Here is a 15,247-nt window from a genome sequence, read left to right as displayed (position 1 = left end):
CCGAATTCGGTTCTGGTGACCGCGTCAATTCGATGCTGGTGGGCCCAAGATGACTCACCTGGGCTCAGGGGTCAACGTCACGGATAACGAGGTCAGGGTGGGCCTTGTCCCAAGTAGGTTGAAAGAAACAGTCCGGGGGGAGACGATCCTTAGCCAAGGGCTCTATTGGCTGGTTCCGGATGAGTCAAAGGTGGTCCATCATTCTGGGTAGGCGCAGTGCGACACCTGAATCACACTGAGTCAGCGGGAGAGGACCGGTCGGGACATAGTGTGCCAGCCCGCCCAGCTGGCCACGAGAGAGGGGCCGGTATGTCCGGCAGGCAGCACAGAGAGACAGAGTTGGCGCGGCAGATCCGGGCGCGAGGCCTGGCTGCGGGACGCTCTTCGGCTCAGATCGCCGAGGAGATCTACGAGAAGTGCGGGGCTCAGTTCGGGACCACACGGATCAAAGGACACCGTCTCGCGCACGGCATCGCTCTCGCGGACGTGATCGAGCAGGTCAGGGCGCTGTTCGAACGCGACGCGAAGCCGGCGCCGGGCATCGGGGAGACCCTTCTGTCCGCGTACGAGAGCGGGCTGAAGCGACCCGGCCCCGAATACCTCCACTATCTGTGCACCGTCTACCGGGTTGAACCGGTCGCCCTTGGATACGAGGGTCCGTGCATCTGCGGCCACGGCCACAAGATGCCCGGTGTCGTCCGAGGCGATCTCCAGGAGGGAAGACCCGACACTTCCCCCGGACCGCGTGAGCTGTGGATTCAGCAGATCGACAGCAACTCCTCTGCGGCCGGGGGCGAGGAGGACGAGAACGTGCTACGGAGAACGCTTTTGGGGCTCCTGGCCGGTAGCACCGTCGCGTTGGACGGACAGGTGCTCGGCTCTGTGGAGAGCATAAGGAGGAGGATGGACGACACGCTGGTGTCGGCGACGGTCTCCCCCGCCATGCTCGACCAGTGGGAGGAGGCCACGGTCGGATTCGGCCGCCAATACATGAACACCCCGCCGCTCCGGCTGCTGTGCGACGTTCTGCTGGAGTTCAGCGCCGTGCGCAAGGCGATGGAACGGCGTCAGCCCGTCGACCTGCAGGAACGGCTGTGCAGGATGGCGGCCCAGCTGGCCGGCCTCAGCGGCATGATCATGATCAACCTCGGTGACCACCGCATGGCCAGGTCCTTCTTCAGGACCGGCAGGACGGCGGCCGACGAGACGGGCGACCGCGCCCTGCGCGCCTGGGTCACGGCCAGGGAGGCCCTGGTCCCGCTCTACTACGGCGATCCGCGCGAGGCGCTCAACCTGGCCAAGAAGAGCCGCGACATGGCGGGCCAGACCCCCTGCGCGGCCCAGGCGATGGCGCCGGTCGTCGAGGCCCGGGCGCTTGCGATGCTCTCGGGCGCGGGCAAGAAGGACGTCGTCGACCAGGCCAAACGGGCGCTGTCCCGGGCGCGGGCGGCCTTCTCCCAGATGCCCGCCGTCGACCAGGACGACGCGGCCTTCGGTTACACCGAGCGCCAGCTCTACTTCCACCAGGGCGACGCCCTGGTCAGGCTGGGACAGGCGATGGAGGCCGATCTCATCCTGGAGCAGGCGCTGACCAAGTACGGCCCGTCCGACTGGCTCGACCCCACGCTCATCAAGCTCGACCGGGCCAAGTGCAAGGTGATCGAGGGCGACCTCCAGGAGGCCCTGAGGATCGCCCGGGTCACGGTCGAGGGACTGGGCGAGGGATGCAGGCCCGACATTCTCATGCAGCGCGCATACGAGGTGGCCAAGGCGGTCGAGAGCAAGGATCCCAACCATCCTGAGCTCAGGGCCTATCTGGACGCGCTGCACGCGGCCCCGGCGACCGAGGCGGCCATGCCGAGGGGTGTCGATGTATGAGCCATCTGGGGATCAGGCGATACCGCTGGTCTGACCTCGAAGCCGTCTGGGCGTTGCATCAGATCTGCCTCGCCCAGGTCGGGCTCCAGCCGGGCGACGGTGTCTGGTACGACGACGACTTCCCCCGGATCAACGAGATCTACCTCGCCGATCGTGGGGAGTTCCTCGTGGGGGAGATCCCCGGCGGCCGCGTGGTGGCGATGGGCGGCCTCAGGCGGGTCGACGACACGACCGCGGAGATGTGCAGGATGCGGGTGCATCCGGAGTTCCAGCGGCGCGGGTACGGCGCGCGGATGGTCTCGGCGCTCGAGATCCGCGCGATCGCGCTGGGCTACTCGCGTCTGCGGGGGGATACCACACTGAACCAGCCGGCCGCGATCGAGCTTTACCGCAAGTACGGCTGGCACGAGGTCCGTCGCGAAGAACGCGGCGGATGTGTCGTGGTATACGGGGAAAAAGATCTACTTGGGGTCATGTCCCCCCTGCCCAAATAGTCGCAAATTCAAAACTATTCCATTATCGGGCATTGCGATTCGGTGAAATAGCACAATACTTGTTCTTCGTACCCATAGCTCATTCTCAGGGGACACGATGAAGAAGATCATTGTCCGTAAGCCCGGAACCACCAGGCTGAGTGGTGCTTCGAGCGTCATCCACAAGGGGTGAGAGAGCATCTTTGGCTGACCGGTGGAGAGATTCTCGGTGATCGTCCGGCCCCGTCCCGCCTCGTCGTGGACGGGCACCGGCGTCTTCGTGGCCCTTACACCGTAGGTGGCGCCCTGCTCCGCAGGGTCGTCCCCGAGGCGCTGGAGAGCATTCCCGGACATGTCGCTTCTCATGACATAGAGATCCGGAGCGTGGCTCCCGACCTGCGGGATCGGGTGATCGCGCGATGGGAGGGCATGGAGGCGCGGCTGGAGGAGGACGAGCGCATCCTCGTGCCCGCCCCCCGGCGCACGCTCAGGCTCGCCAACGGGGTGGCGGAGTTCCTCGCGGAGTGCCTTCCCGCGTGCCGCCCGCCTGTCGCCGCGCCGTTCACGCTGGTGGTGCGCAACCTCCACCGGGCCGATCCGACCGATCGCGAGCTGGTCGAGATCCTGGTCAGACGGCTGGATCCGGCGGTCCTGACCGTGGTGGTCCTGGGCGCCGGAGCGCCGCCGACCTGGTTCCGCGGCCTGGTGCCCGCTCCCGGGGCCCCGCTGCCCGGGTGGCTCTCCGGCGTCACGATCTCGGAGCGGGACGGAGCCGCCGGTGCGGTTCCCGGCCGGGACGGGCTCGCCCCGGGGGACGCGGCGGCCCATGTGGCCTCCGAGTGCACCGACGAGCGCTCGCGCGCCGCCTATGAGGCCGCCTCCCCGGCCGAGCGCGCGCGGCTGCACGACCTGCGGGCCGGGGAGCTGGAGGCCGCGGGTGAGTTCTCCCTGCGGCTGGGGGCCGTCCCCTTCCATCGCGAGCGAGGCTCCGACCCCGCCGGTCTGGGGGCCGCGGCGCTGTGGACCGCGGTCGACCACTGCGTCCACGAGGGGTTCCTCGCCGCGGTGATCGAGCTCGGCGTGCGCGGGCTGCGCCTGGCCGAGCGGGGCTCGGAGCAGTGGTGGCGCTTCGCCCAGCGCACGGCCACGGCCCTGGGCGCTCTGGGGCGGCAGGAGGAGGCCCGCGACCTCTACGAGTACGTCCGCAGGGTCAGCCAGGACCCGGCCGTGCACGCGGCCTGCGCGTACGGCACGGCCATGCTCGACGCCCGCCACCCCGACCCGGCCGCCCGGGACCTGGGCCGGGCCACCGGATGGATCAACCAGGCCATCGCCATCTCCTCGCTGCTGCCCGATCCCCGGGAGCGCGCCTTCAAGCTGGGCTTCGACCGCAACGGCCAGGCGCTGATCGAGATGCGCCAGAAGAGGCCGGCGCGGGCGCTCGCGCTGGTCGAGTCGGCCATCGCGCTGGCCGAGGCGGAGCTGGGGGACAGGCATCCGGTGCACCGCATGGTGCTGCACGCCAACCGGGGCCAGCTCCTGGCGGTGCTGGGCCGTACGAAGGAGGCCCTGGAGGAGTACGGCGCCGCGATCGCCGTCGACCCCCTGTTCGCCGACTACTACCTGGACCGGGGCAACCTCCTGCTGTCGCTCGGCCGCATCGAGGACGCCCTGGCCGACTACGAGGCCGCGATCAATGTGAGCCCGCCCCTGCCCGAGGCGTACTACAACCGGGCCGAGCTCCACCTCGTCACGGGGGACCTGGAGAGCGGCCGGGCGGACCTGGACCGCGTCCTGGAGCTGGACCCCGGCTACCTGGACGCCTACGTCAACCGGGCCGGCGTGCTGGCGATGCTGGGCCACGAGGCCCGGGCGCGCGACGACGTGGCGGCGGGGCTGGGGCTCGCCCCCGGCCACCCCCACCTGCTGACCGTCCGGGGACAGCTCGATGTCGAGGCGGGACGGTTCGAGGAGGCCGCGGCGGCCTTCGACGCCGCCCTGGCCCGGGAGCCCGGGCTCGGTGCGGCCTGGGCCAACCGGGGGATCCTGCGCTATCGGCTCGGCGACCCCGCGGGTGCCGCGGCCGACCTGGGACGGGCGATAGAACTCGGCGAGAGCGCCGAGCTGTACTTCAACCGGGCCATGGCCCTGCGGGACCTGGGTGACGAGGCAGGTGCCAGGCGGGACATCCGGCGGGCCCTCGACCTCGACCCCGGAGACCCGGACATCCGGGCCGCCCTGGACTTCTGAGGGAGACCGCACGCGATCGCCGGCGTGGTCCGCCGGTGGAATGTCCCTGCTTCACAGATGGGAAAATACCCCCTTATCCCTTATTTCCGGCATCGGGTGGAAAGACTTTCATTCCGGAAGGGAAACACTGATATGCGGGAGGAGGATCCTCCGACTTCCGGGTGGGAGGTAGAAATTTCTCCACCGCCAATCGGCTGTTTTCTCCCGGAGGTGAGGAGGTATGAAGATTTTCCTCCCAAGGAGTCAATACTCCCCTCTCGGGTGGGCGTGTCTTGTCCTGGAGTGACGGCGTATGCCCCCGCGCCCTGCTCGCGGGACCGCGATTGACCATCGACTGAACATGTGTTTAGTATGCTGAACATGCGTTCAGCACATGACGATCGCACCGCCCGGGCCGTCATCCGGGACCGGGCGCTGGAACTGTTCGCGGCCCAGGGGCCGGACTCGGTCACGGTCCGCCAGATCGCCTCGGCCGCCGGGGTCTCACCCGGGCTCGTCATCCACCACTTCGGTTCCAAGGAGGGGCTGCGGTCCGCGGTGGACGAGCACGTGGCCGCGGTCTTCGACGGCCTGTTCGCCCGTGCGGAGGCCGGTGGGCTCGACATGTCGGACGGCGGGTCCTTCGCCGAGACGCTCCTGGAGAACCTCCCGCCCGGTTCGTCGATCCCCGGCTACCTGCGCCGCCTGCTGCTGGCCGGTGACGCCGCGGGGACCACGATCTTCCGGCGCTGGTTCGCGGCCGGCGCGGCGGCGACCGAGGCGCTGGTCGCCCGGGGCCTGATGGCGCCCGGCCGCGACCCCGCGGTCCGCACAGCCTTCGTGATGGTCGGCGACCTGATGCTGCTGCTCCTGCGGGACCAGCTCGCCGACGTCCTGGGCGTCGATCCCCTCGGGGCCGAGGGCGCGGCCCGCTGGGCCGAGGAAGTGCTGGACATCTACCGCAACGGACTGTTCGGCACGGAAGGGGAACCCTCATGAGAGTCCTGATCTGCGGCGCAGGCATCGCCGGCCTCACGCTGGCCTGGTGGCTGCGGCGCGGCGGCGCCGAGGTAACGGTCGTGGAGAAGGCGGCCGGGCCGCGCAGCGACGGCTACATGATGGACTTCTTCGGGTCGGGGTATGACGTGGCCGAGCGGATGGGCGTCCTCGGTGAGCTGCGCGGGATCGCCGCCGGCATCGAGGAGCTCGTCTACCTCGACGGGAACGGCAGGCGGGCCGGGGGCCTGCGGTACGCCTCCGCCTCGGCGGCGGTCGGCGGCCGGGTGCTCAGCGTCATGCGCGGCGGCCTGGAGTCGGTGCTGCGGTCGTCGCTGGACCCCGGCGTGGAGATCCGGTACGGCACCAGCGTCAGCGCGGTGCGCGACGTCCCCGAGGGGGTGGAGGTCGAGCTGACCGACGGGACGGTGAGCCGGGCCGGCCTGCTGGTGGGGGCCGACGGCATCCACTCGGTGGTCCGCCGGCTGGTGTTCGGGCCCGAGGAGCGCTATCTGCACCCCCTGGGCTATCACACCGCCTCCTATCTGATCAGTGACGACGAGCTGGCCGGGCGGGTCGGCAGGCGGGCGATGCTGGTCAACGTGCCCGACCGGCAGGCCGGGCTCTACCCGGTGCGGGACGGCCGCCTGGCGGCCTTCCTGGTGCACGCCCGCGGCGGTACGGCGCCGCCCGCCGATCCGCACGCCGAGATCACGGCCCGCTACCGGGGCATGGGGGAGCTGGTGGACCGGGTGCTGGCCCACTGTCCCCAGGACCCCTACTACGACTGCGTCGCCCAGATCCGGATGCCCCGCTGGAGCAGGGGCCGGACCATCCTGATCGGCGACGCCGCCCACGCGGTCTCGCTCATGGCCGGCCAGGGCGCCTCGACGGCGATGGGCGGCGCCTACACGCTGGCCGTCGAACTGCTCGGCGCGGACGTCGGCGAAGCGCTGGAGCGCTACGAGCGGCGGATGCGCCCGTTCGTCGAGGGCAAGCAGGAGAGCGGCCGCGCCGCCGCGGGCTGGATGGTCCCGCACCGGGCCTGGCGGATCTCCGTACGCAACGGGCTGTTCCGCCTGGCGGACCTGCCCGGCTCCGGCGCGATCACCGGCCGCGCGTTCAGGCGCCTGAGCGGGAGCATCGTCCCGGCGGCGTGAAAGGGGAGCGACCGGGTCCGGTCACCCCGGCGGCGCTCCGGGGACGGCCGGGTCATCCCAGCAGCGTGAGCCGGGAGACGACCGCGACCAGGTCCGGGGGTTCCAGCGGGTCGGCGAGCCCGGCCAGCTCTTCCGGGGAGAACCAGCCGAACCCGCGGTAGGTGCCGTCCTCCTCCGAGGTCAGCGCGCCGGGCGCCACCTCGGGGGTGCCGGTGAAGCGGGCGAGATAGAACCGCTCGGTCTTGGCGTAGCGCACGCCGAGCCAGGTGAACTCCCGGCGCACCGGCACCCACCTGTCCAGCACCGCCTCGCCCGGCAGCCCGGTCTCCTCGGCCAGCTCCCGCCGGGCGGCCTCGGCGGGCGTCTCGCCCCGGTCGATCCCCCCGCCCGGGGGCTCCCAGAACTCCTGGCCGCCGACCGGGTCGTGCCAGCGCATCAGCAGGATCCGTCCCCGGCCGTCCACGCACACCACCCGCGCCGCGGGCCGGTCGCTCACCTCGGAGTCGCTCATATGCCGGGCACGCTACCACCGCCGGGCCTCAGCGTTTCATCGCGCCGTCGGCGATGGCGTCGGCGGCCTCGCTGATCGCGGTGCCGACGATCTCCAGGCGGCGGACCAGCTCGCGCTCCTTCATCGACTCGGAGGTGATCTCCCCGGAGAAGATCCGGGCGATCTCGTACTGGTACATGCGCTGCAGGGTGCTGCCGGCCTTCTTGATCTGCAGCGCGTCGTGGGCGACCACCGAGGGGCCGGAGGCCAGGTCGTGGACGGCGGTCTCCAGTGCTTCGATGCCGATGATCACCTGGTCGAGCATGGGGGCGAAGCGGTGCTGCTCGCTGACCCTGTACAGGTGCGACTCGCGGACGAAGTCGCGCAGGGAGTCGAGGATGTCGTCGATCGAGCGGGACAGCCGGAAGATGTCCTCCCGGTCGATGGGAGTGATCAGGGATCCGGACAGCTCCTCCACCAGGCGGGCGCGCTGGGTGTCGCCCCGGTGCTCGATCTCCCGCATCTCCTCGTGCGCGTCGGCCCGGCGGGTGTCCCCGCCGATCATCGCGATGGCCAGCCAGGCGCCCTCCTTGGTGGCCTCCAGCTGCCCGATCAGTGCCTCGGTGAGGGCGCTGTCCATCTGGCCGGTCATCAGGTCCCGAACCCGGCGGAGCCGTTTCAAAAGATCACTCCTCTGACGGTCTTCAAGCGATCAACCCTCGGACGATGAGCGCGGCCGCCGCGGCGAGCAGCCCGCTCACCGGCAACGTCAGCGCCCAGGCCATGACGATCTTCGTCGCGGCGTGCCAGCGCACCCGGCCGGTGCTCTCGGTCATCCCCGCCCCGATCAGGGCCCCGGCGATGGTCTGGGTCATGCTCACCGGCGCGCCGAGCGCGGCGCAGCCGATCACCGCGGTGCCGGTGGACAGCTCGGCCGTCACCCCGTGCAGGGGACGGGAGACGATGATCTCCCGGCTGAGCAGGCGGCCGGCACGCGGCAGGCCGTACACGGCACCGGCTCCGAAGAGGCCGGCCATCGCGAAACAGGTGGACAGCGGCGCCCCCGAGATGCCGAGGGCGAGCATGAAGACGGCCAGCATCTTCTGGCCGTCGTTGGCCGCGTAGGCCAGGCACTGCAGGGTGAAACCGGCACGGTGCCAGTGCCGCAGCCGGCGGCCGCGCGCCACGCGTACCAGCAGGATGCCCGCCGGGACGGCCAGCAGCGCCCCCACGAACGGCGCGGCCAGCGCGACCGCGAGCACGAACAGCACGTACTCGTAGGCGACCGGCAGGCCCCAGCCCAGGTCGGCGCCGGTCAGGGCGCCGACGATGGCGAGGGTCAGGCTGGTGGGCCGCCCCCGGCTGCTCAGGAACATCACGACGGCCAGCGCGGAGAGCACCGCGATGGCCATCACGAGCCGGCCCTCCGGACCGTCCATGGTCGTCAGCCGGGTGGTGAAGGTGAGGGCGACCTGGTGGGCCACCGGGGGGACCAGGGTGAGCGCGGCCATCATCATGAGCACGCCGGTGACCGGCCGGACACTGGGGATCTTCAGCCCGGTCGCGAGCAGCGCCCCGCCGTCGTTCATCCCGCAGACGACCGCGAACAGACCGGCGAGCGCGGTCAGGGCAAGCGAGCTCACAATCCTCCATCTCAGCGGGCTCCGGGGGGACGGCGGAACCGAATCCGGCCGAGGAGGCCGCAGGCGGACGGTCGTCGCGCCGATCACCCCCGTAAGGCGTCGATGTCGTTGTACCTACCCGCGATCGGACGGATGATGGACCTCCGCCGCAGGTGAATCCCGCCTCGGGCGAAGGACGCTGTACCCTGCCCAGACCAGCCTCGCGGCGCCGTACGACCCGATCTCCCCAAGGGTGAAGACATGAGTTCTGCCGAGTATGTTCTGACCCTGTCCTGCCCGGACCGCCCCGGCGTGGTCGCCGCCGTCTCCGGGCTGCTCGCCGGCAAGGGCTGCAACATCATCGAAAGCCAGCAGTTCGGCGACCGGGACGCCGGGCGCTTCTTCATGCGCGTGCAGTTCTCCGCCCCGATCCCCGAGGACGAGGTGCGCGCGGGCCTGGCCGCCCTGGCCCCCGAGTTCGGCATGGAGATCCGGCTGCGCGACGCGGCGGTCAAGCCGCGCGCGCTCATCCTGGTCAGCAAGTTCGACCACTGCCTGAACGACCTGCTCTACCGGGTCCGCTCCGGCCTGCTGGACATCGAGATCGTCGGTGTGGCCTCCAACCACCCCGACCTGCGCCCGCTCACGCAGTCGTACGGCATCGACTACCACCACCTGCCGATCGCCCCGCAGGGCAAGGCCCGCCAGGAGGCGGAGATCATGACGCTGGTCGAGCACTACCAGGCCGACATGGTGGTGCTGGCCCGCTACATGCAGATCCTGTCGGAGGAGCTGTGCGAGAAGCTGGCCGGCCGGGCGATCAACATCCACCACTCGTTCCTGCCGTCGTTCAAGGGCGCCAAGCCGTACCACCAGGCCCACGCCCGCGGAGTCAAGCTGATCGGCGCCACCGCCCACTACGTGACGTCCGACCTGGACGAGGGCCCGATCATCGAGCAGGAGGTCGCCCGGGTCAACCACAGCCACTCCCCGGAGGACCTGGTCGCCATCGGCCGTGACCTGGAGTGCGTGGCCCTGGCCAGGGCCGTGAAGTGGCACGCCGAGCAGCGCGTCGTGCTCGACGGGCACAAGACGATCATCTTCCCCCGATAACCGATCGCATCGGGGACATCCGGGCCGGGTCCGGGGGCGAATGACAGACAGCCGCCTGACAAGTCTCAAATATCCGGCACCGGAGGAACCCGATGCGAAAGCACCACCTCTTCACCTGCGCGGTGCTGCCCGACGCGGCGGGCGCGGGCTTTCCCGATGACGGCCGTCCTCTCCACATCCGGTCCGGATGGTGAGAGGCTCAGATTTCCAGCCGACTGTCGGGAGTGTGGTGCCATGGAGGCACCTGTCGAGGACGACCGCCTGCTCCACCAGCGGGTCGTGGGCGGGGAGGAGACGGCGCTCGGCGAGATCTACGACCGGTTCGCGCCACTGGTCTTCGGCCTCGCCGTACGGATCACCCGGGACCGCGTGGTCTCGGAGGACATCACCCAGGAGGTGTTCATCACCTTCTGGGAGCGCCCGCTGGCCTTCGACCCCGGACGGGGGTCGCTCCGCGGCTGGCTGGCCACCATCGCCCACCGCAGGGCGGTGGACCACGTCCGCACCCAGGAGCGCCGCAAGGCCTCGGTCATCGGCCCGCGCCTGCTGGAGCCCGAGCCCGAGCGGCTGGAGGACGCCGTGCTGTCCCGGTACGAGGCCGACGGAGTGCGAACGGCCGTCGGCAAGCTGCCCGACGACCTGCGGGAGGTCATCGAGCTGGCCTACTACCGGGGACGCACCTACCGTCAGGTCGCCGACGACCTCGGGCTGCCGGAGGGCACCGCCAAGTCCAGGATCAGAATGGGACTGCGCAGGCTCGCCGACGCGCTGGCCGAGGAGGGAGCATGAACGACGACCCGACGCGGCGTCTGTATCTCGACGCACTGATGGAGGGGACCGAGCCGCCGGAGACCTCTCTGCGTCCGCTGGTGCTCACCGCGGCCCGTGCCCGGCGCCGGCCCGCCGCCGCGACGTCGGGCTGGACGGCCCCCTTCGCCGGCCGGATCGCCGCCATGGACGCCGTCCTGGGTGAGGCGACCGATCAGGACTGGGGTCGGCAGGTCGTGGAGGGCTGGACCCTCCAGGAGCTGCTGGCCCACCTGGCGGCCAAGGACGGGCTGGTCTCGCTGTCGGTGGACGCCCCCGTCCTCGGCCCGCCGGTCACGGTGAACGAGGGGCTGGCCCGGACGGCGGAGCTGCAGGAGTACGAACGCCGCCGGGCGCCCGACCAGACCCGCCGTGACTGGCGGACCCAGGCCGACGCGCTCTGCCGGCACCTCGCCTCCGTCGCGCCCGACACCCCCTCGGAGACCGGCGGGTTCACCATGCCGGTGGTCGACCACCTGCTGGCCAGAGGTCTGGAGACCTGGATCCACACCGCGGACGCCGCGGGGGTGCTGGGAGTCTCGCTGCCCCACCCCGTCCCCGGCCACGTCGAGGTCACCGCCGACCTGTGCGCGCGGCTCATGCCCCTGGCCATGCGGCTGAGCGGGCACCGGGTTCCGGAGGGCCGGGCCGTGCGGCTCGCGCTGACCGGTCCCGGCGGCGGGCTGTGGCACGTGCCGCTGCACCTCGGCGGCCGGGCCGTGCGCGGCGACGGCCCGGCCGAGGCGACGGTCACCTGCGACGTGGTCGAGTTCTGCTTCCTGGTGGGAGGCAGGGGAGATCCCGGCGGGTTCGCGGCCGGGGTGGAGGGGGACGCCGGGCTGGCACGCGAGCTGCTGCACGCCGCCCCCGCCCTGTCCGGCCCCTGAACGGCCCTTACCAGGCTCCTGTCCGGCTCTTACCAGGCTCCTGTCCGGCCCCTGTCCGGTCAGGGCGGATCCCGCGCGGCGGATTCCGCCCGCCTGTGCGGGCTCCGTGCCGGCCGTCCGGGCGGGCGGGTGCGGTGCCGTCAGGGCCGGTAGGTCCCGAAGTACCAGATGTTGCCCTCGGGATCCTCGCAGGCGTACTCGCGTGAGCCGTAGGACTGGTCGGTCAGCTCCATGGTGATGCGGGCTCCGGCGGCCACCGCCCTGTCGTTGTGGGCGTCCGGGTCGTCCACGGCGACGTAGATCCCCGGGCCGCCGGGGTCGCCCTTCCCCAGCATGACCATGCCGGTGCCGACGGTGAGCTCGGCGTGCTTGACCACGCCCGCCTCGTCCCTGGAGACCCCGTGCTCCTCGAACCCGAACGCCTTGCCGAGCCACTCGATCGCCGCATCGGGGTCCCGATAGCGGACCAGTGGATACACCGTTCGCATGTTCGCCTCTCCCTGTCTGGTGGACCACCGCCTGGTGGCACTGTCCGGTGGGACCACGATCTCCCGGCGGAGGGGGTGGAGGCTTGGAAAAATCTGACCTCGAAAAATCTGACCTCGACCGGCGGCTCCGGCCTCAGCCGGCGACGGCGATCGGGTGCCGCGGCGAGGCCAGCTCGCGGGGCGTGACCCCGGCCAGCGCCCGGAAGTCGCGGCTCATGTGGGCCTGGTCGTAGTAACCGCAGACGGCGGCGGTGTCGGCGGGGGGAAGCCCGGCCCGCAGGCGCCCGGCGGCGTGCTCGAAGCGCAGCACCCGGGCGACGGCCTTGGGCGCCATCCCGATCTGGTCGTGGAACCGGGAGACCAGATGACGGTGGCTCCACCCCAGCTCTCCGGCGAGTTCCGCGATCGGGAGCGCGCCCCGGGAGACGCGCAGCCGCCTCCAGGCCCGGCCGACCCGCGGGTCGGGATCGGGAGCGGCCCGGATCCGCCGGGTGAGGAGGTCGTCCAGCAGCGTGAGCCGGTCGTGCCTGGCGGGGGTCGAGGCCAGCCGCTCGACGCTCTCCCGCGCCCACCGGCCGAGCACGTCCTCCAGGGAGGCCACCCGGTTGGCCAGCTCGCTCATCGGCATCCCGAACAGCCGCCGCGCGCCGAGCGGGGTGAGGTTGACCTGCACCCCCTCGGCGACCCCGGCCGTGGTGGTGTCGACGTAGACGTCGTGCAGCCCTCCGCAGAAGGAGGCCAGCCGCTCCCGGGTGCCCGGCCCGCTCAGCCCGAGCGGCTCACCGAACCCGAAAATCACCACCACCCCGGAGAACGGCGGCTGCCGCCGTGTCCGCGGCTCCTCGTGGCGCTCGGTGTAGGCCGTCAGCTCCGTCACGTAGGGGCGCAGCAGGGCGCTCGGCCTGCCCGGGGTGAAGGTCAGGCCGTCGGCCACGGCGGCATCGTCCACGGAAGGGATGGTAACCACCGCGACCGACAACCTCCCGCCGCGCGAAGGCGCCGGGGGCGGCGGGCCGTCCGGAGGGTCAGCCGGTCAGGCCGGTGTGGCGGGCGAGGAAGGCGAGCTGGTCGGCGGCGAGCTCGACGGTCTTGCTGACCGCGCGGGCGCCGTGGCCGGTCTCGGCCTCGTTGCGCAGCAGGATCGGCCGGTCGGCGGCCTGGGCGTGCTGCAGGGCGGCGCACATCTTCCAGGCGTGCAGCGGGTGGACCCGCGTGTCGGACTGGAAGACGGTGAACATCGTCGCCGGGTACGGCACGCCCTCGCGGACGTGGTGGTACGGGGAGTACGACCACAGCCAGGCGAACTCCTCGGGCTTCTCGGCGGAGCCGTACTCGACGTTCCAGGTCGCGCCGAGACCGAACTGCTCGTAGCGGACCATGTCGAGCAGCGGGGCCGAGCAGACCACCGCGGCGTAGAGGTCGGGCCGCTGGGTGAGGGCGGCGCCGACCAGCAGGCCGCCGTTGGAGCCGCCGGAGATGGCCAGCCGGTCCGGGGCGGTGACGCCGGTGGCGATCAGGTGCTCGGCCGCGGCGTGCAGGTCGTCGAAGACGTTCTGCTTGTGGGCGAGCATCCCGGCCCGGTGCCAGTCCTCGCCCCGCTCGCCGCCGCCGCGCAGCTGGGCGATGGCGTAGACGCCGCCCGCCTCCACCCAGGTCAGGATCGACGCCGAGTAGCCGGGGGTCATGGAGATGCCGAAGCCGCCGTAGCCGTACAGGATCGTCGGCCGGGGACCCTCGGTGCCGGGCTTGGAGATGATCAGCATGCGCACGTCGGTGCCGTCGGCCGAGCGGTAGACGACCTGCTCGGCGGTGACGGGGGGCACCTCGACGGCGCCGGGGGAGGCCGCCCAGAGCGTGGTCTCGCCGGTGCGGGCGTCGTAGCGCTGGATGGTGGGCGGGGTGGTGTTGTCGGTGTAGCCGAACCACGCCTCGTGGCCGCCCTCGGGGCGCTCGCTGATGCCGCCGATGGTGCCCAGGCCCGGGGTCGGCACCGAGCCGATCCGCTCCCCGCTGCGCAGGTCGTGGACGGAGATCTCGCTGATCGCGTGGCGGGTCCAGCCGACGAGCATGACCGGCCGGTCGAGGTCGTCGAGGATCGCGAAGTCCGACAGCACCGCCTCGGGATCCTGCGGGATCAGGTCGCGCCAGTGCTCGACCTGCGGGGTGGCGGGGTCGGTCACGCAGATCCTGGAGCGCGGGGCGTCGCGGTCGGTGAAGACGTACAGCAGGCCGTCGCGGCCGAAGTGCAGGCCGGTCTGCGCGTCCACGCCCTCCTGGACCACGACCAGCTCCGGCGCCTCGTGGGCGGAGGCGTGCAGGTCGGCGACCCACAGGTCGTTGCGCGGCGCCGTCCCGCGGGAGGCGGAGATCTGCAGCCACCGGCCGTCGCGGGAGACCGCGACGCCGTAGTAGTTGGTCTTCTCCATGCCGTGTCCGAAGATCATGACGTCGTCCTCGGTGGAGACGCCGACGCGGTGCAGGTAGACCCGGCGGTGGAACTGCTCCTCTCCCTGAGGCACCTCCGTGGCGGGCAGCCTGCGCACGTAGTAGAACGCCTCGCCGCCGGGCAGCCAGGCGACGGGGGAGTAGCGGCACCGGTCGATCGGCCCCTCGACCCGGGTGCCGGTGGCCACGTCCATCACATAGAGGTTGGACTCCTCGTCACCGCCCACCGAGATCTGGTAGGCCAGCAGGCGGCCCTCCTTGTCGGGCTGCCAGGCGTCGAGGGTCGTCAGGCCGGTCGGGTCGAGCCGCATCGGGTCCAGCAGCGCCCGCTCGGTGCCGTCGGGATCGACGGTGTACAGCACGGCGTGCTCCTGCTCAGGGGTGCGCCGCATGAAGAAGTGCCGCCCGCCCCGCCAGACCGGCGCCCCAACCGAGCCCGACTTCAGCAGTTCGGCGATCCGCTCCCTGAACCGCTCACGGCCGGGAAGCGCTTTCACCTCGGCGGCGAAGAGGGACTCCTGCGCCTCCAGCCACTCCTTGGTCACAGGATCGTCGGAGTCCTCAAGCCAGCGGTAGGGGTCGGGGACGGAGGTGCCGTGCAACTCGTCGACGACGTCGTCACGGCGGGCGGGTGGGTACGGCTGTCGCGTCATGGCTCG

Annotated in this window: 14 protein-coding genes; 8 read left to right on the top strand and 6 right to left on the bottom strand. The window is 71.3% G+C overall.

Annotated elements, in window-relative coordinates; genetic code table 11:
• The first annotated feature begins 309 nt into the window (after positions 1-309).
• From Psi01_RS44765 to Psi01_RS23310, 5 genes are all read left to right on the top strand, one after another.
• Positions 310-1,878, top strand: a complete 1,569-nt coding sequence (locus Psi01_RS44765) for an NsdA family TPR-like regulatory protein (protein WP_204066208.1) — start codon at positions 310-312, stop codon at positions 1,876-1,878.
• Positions 1,875-2,372 carry a GNAT family N-acetyltransferase gene (locus Psi01_RS23325; RefSeq protein WP_239127947.1) on the top strand — a complete coding sequence of 166 codons (498 nt, stop codon included), beginning with the start codon at positions 1,875-1,877 and terminating at the stop codon, positions 2,370-2,372. Before Psi01_RS44765 ends, Psi01_RS23325 begins: the two co-directional genes overlap by 4 nt.
• Before the next feature lie 363 nt (positions 2,373-2,735).
• Positions 2,736-4,601 carry a tetratricopeptide repeat protein gene (locus tag Psi01_RS23320; protein ID WP_239127946.1) on the top strand — a complete coding sequence of 622 codons (1,866 nt, stop codon included), beginning with the start codon at positions 2,736-2,738 and terminating at the stop codon, positions 4,599-4,601.
• 360 nt (positions 4,602-4,961) lie between these two features.
• Entirely contained in the window at positions 4,962-5,579 is a 618-nt protein-coding gene (locus Psi01_RS44160; RefSeq protein ID WP_204066206.1) for a TetR/AcrR family transcriptional regulator, read from the top strand.
• A complete protein-coding gene (locus Psi01_RS23310) occupies positions 5,576-6,736 on the top strand; it encodes an FAD-dependent monooxygenase (RefSeq protein WP_204066205.1) in 1,161 nt (386 codons plus the stop codon). The genes Psi01_RS44160 and Psi01_RS23310 overlap by 4 nt, the downstream gene beginning before the upstream one ends.
• A 52-nt stretch (positions 6,737-6,788) precedes the next feature.
• On the opposite strand, the gene Psi01_RS23305 is transcribed toward Psi01_RS23310, so the two are convergent.
• Genes Psi01_RS23305 through Psi01_RS23295 form a run of 3 tightly spaced genes read right to left on the bottom strand, consistent with a single transcriptional unit; the run spans position 6,789 to position 8,869 of the window.
• On the bottom strand, positions 6,789-7,247 hold the full coding sequence (locus Psi01_RS23305) for an NUDIX hydrolase (protein ID WP_204066204.1): 459 nt from the start codon (positions 7,245-7,247) through the stop codon (positions 6,789-6,791).
• 28 nt (positions 7,248-7,275) lie between these two features.
• Positions 7,276-7,878: a DUF47 domain-containing protein gene (locus tag Psi01_RS23300; protein ID WP_239127945.1), complete on the bottom strand. Its 603-nt coding sequence runs from the start codon at positions 7,876-7,878 to the stop codon at positions 7,276-7,278.
• Positions 7,879-7,930: 52 nt separating this feature from the next.
• A complete protein-coding gene (locus Psi01_RS23295; RefSeq protein WP_204066202.1) occupies positions 7,931-8,869 on the bottom strand; it encodes an inorganic phosphate transporter in 939 nt (312 codons plus the stop codon).
• Positions 8,870-9,109: 240 nt separating this feature from the next.
• Between Psi01_RS23295 and purU the strand changes: the two genes are divergently transcribed.
• From purU to Psi01_RS23280, 3 genes are all read left to right on the top strand, one after another.
• The gene (purU, locus tag Psi01_RS23290) at positions 9,110-9,961 is read left to right on the top strand and encodes a formyltetrahydrofolate deformylase (protein ID WP_204066201.1); all 852 of its coding nucleotides are present in this window, start codon (positions 9,110-9,112) and stop codon (positions 9,959-9,961) included.
• Between the two features lie 234 nt (positions 9,962-10,195).
• Entirely contained in the window at positions 10,196-10,750 is a 555-nt protein-coding gene (locus Psi01_RS23285; protein WP_204066200.1) for a sigma-70 family RNA polymerase sigma factor, read from the top strand.
• Positions 10,747-11,655 (top strand): maleylpyruvate isomerase family mycothiol-dependent enzyme, encoded by a 909-nt coding sequence (locus Psi01_RS23280; RefSeq protein ID WP_204066199.1) that lies wholly within the window; start codon positions 10,747-10,749, stop codon positions 11,653-11,655. The genes Psi01_RS23285 and Psi01_RS23280 overlap by 4 nt, the downstream gene beginning before the upstream one ends.
• 140 nt (positions 11,656-11,795) lie before the next feature.
• Here Psi01_RS23280 and Psi01_RS23275 read toward each other — a convergent pair whose 3' ends face one another.
• The 3 genes from Psi01_RS23275 to Psi01_RS23265 all read right to left on the bottom strand — a co-directional run bounded on the left by Psi01_RS23275 (position 11,796) and on the right by Psi01_RS23265 (position 15,241).
• Positions 11,796-12,143 (bottom strand): VOC family protein, encoded by a 348-nt coding sequence (locus Psi01_RS23275; RefSeq protein ID WP_204066198.1) that lies wholly within the window; start codon positions 12,141-12,143, stop codon positions 11,796-11,798.
• 133 nt (positions 12,144-12,276) lie between these two features.
• Positions 12,277-13,092 carry a helix-turn-helix domain-containing protein gene (locus Psi01_RS23270; RefSeq protein ID WP_204066197.1) on the bottom strand — a complete coding sequence of 272 codons (816 nt, stop codon included), beginning with the start codon at positions 13,090-13,092 and terminating at the stop codon, positions 12,277-12,279.
• A 76-nt stretch (positions 13,093-13,168) separates the two neighbouring features.
• Entirely contained in the window at positions 13,169-15,241 is a 2,073-nt protein-coding gene (locus Psi01_RS23265) for a prolyl oligopeptidase family serine peptidase (protein WP_204066196.1), read from the bottom strand.
• Positions 15,242-15,247 lie beyond the last annotated feature (6 nt).

Source organism: Paraplanobispora siamensis, from assembly GCF_016863175.1.
Taxonomy (GTDB): domain Bacteria; phylum Actinomycetota; class Actinomycetes; order Streptosporangiales; family Streptosporangiaceae; genus Planobispora; species Planobispora siamensis.
This window is presented reverse-complemented; position numbering and strand designations above follow the sequence as displayed.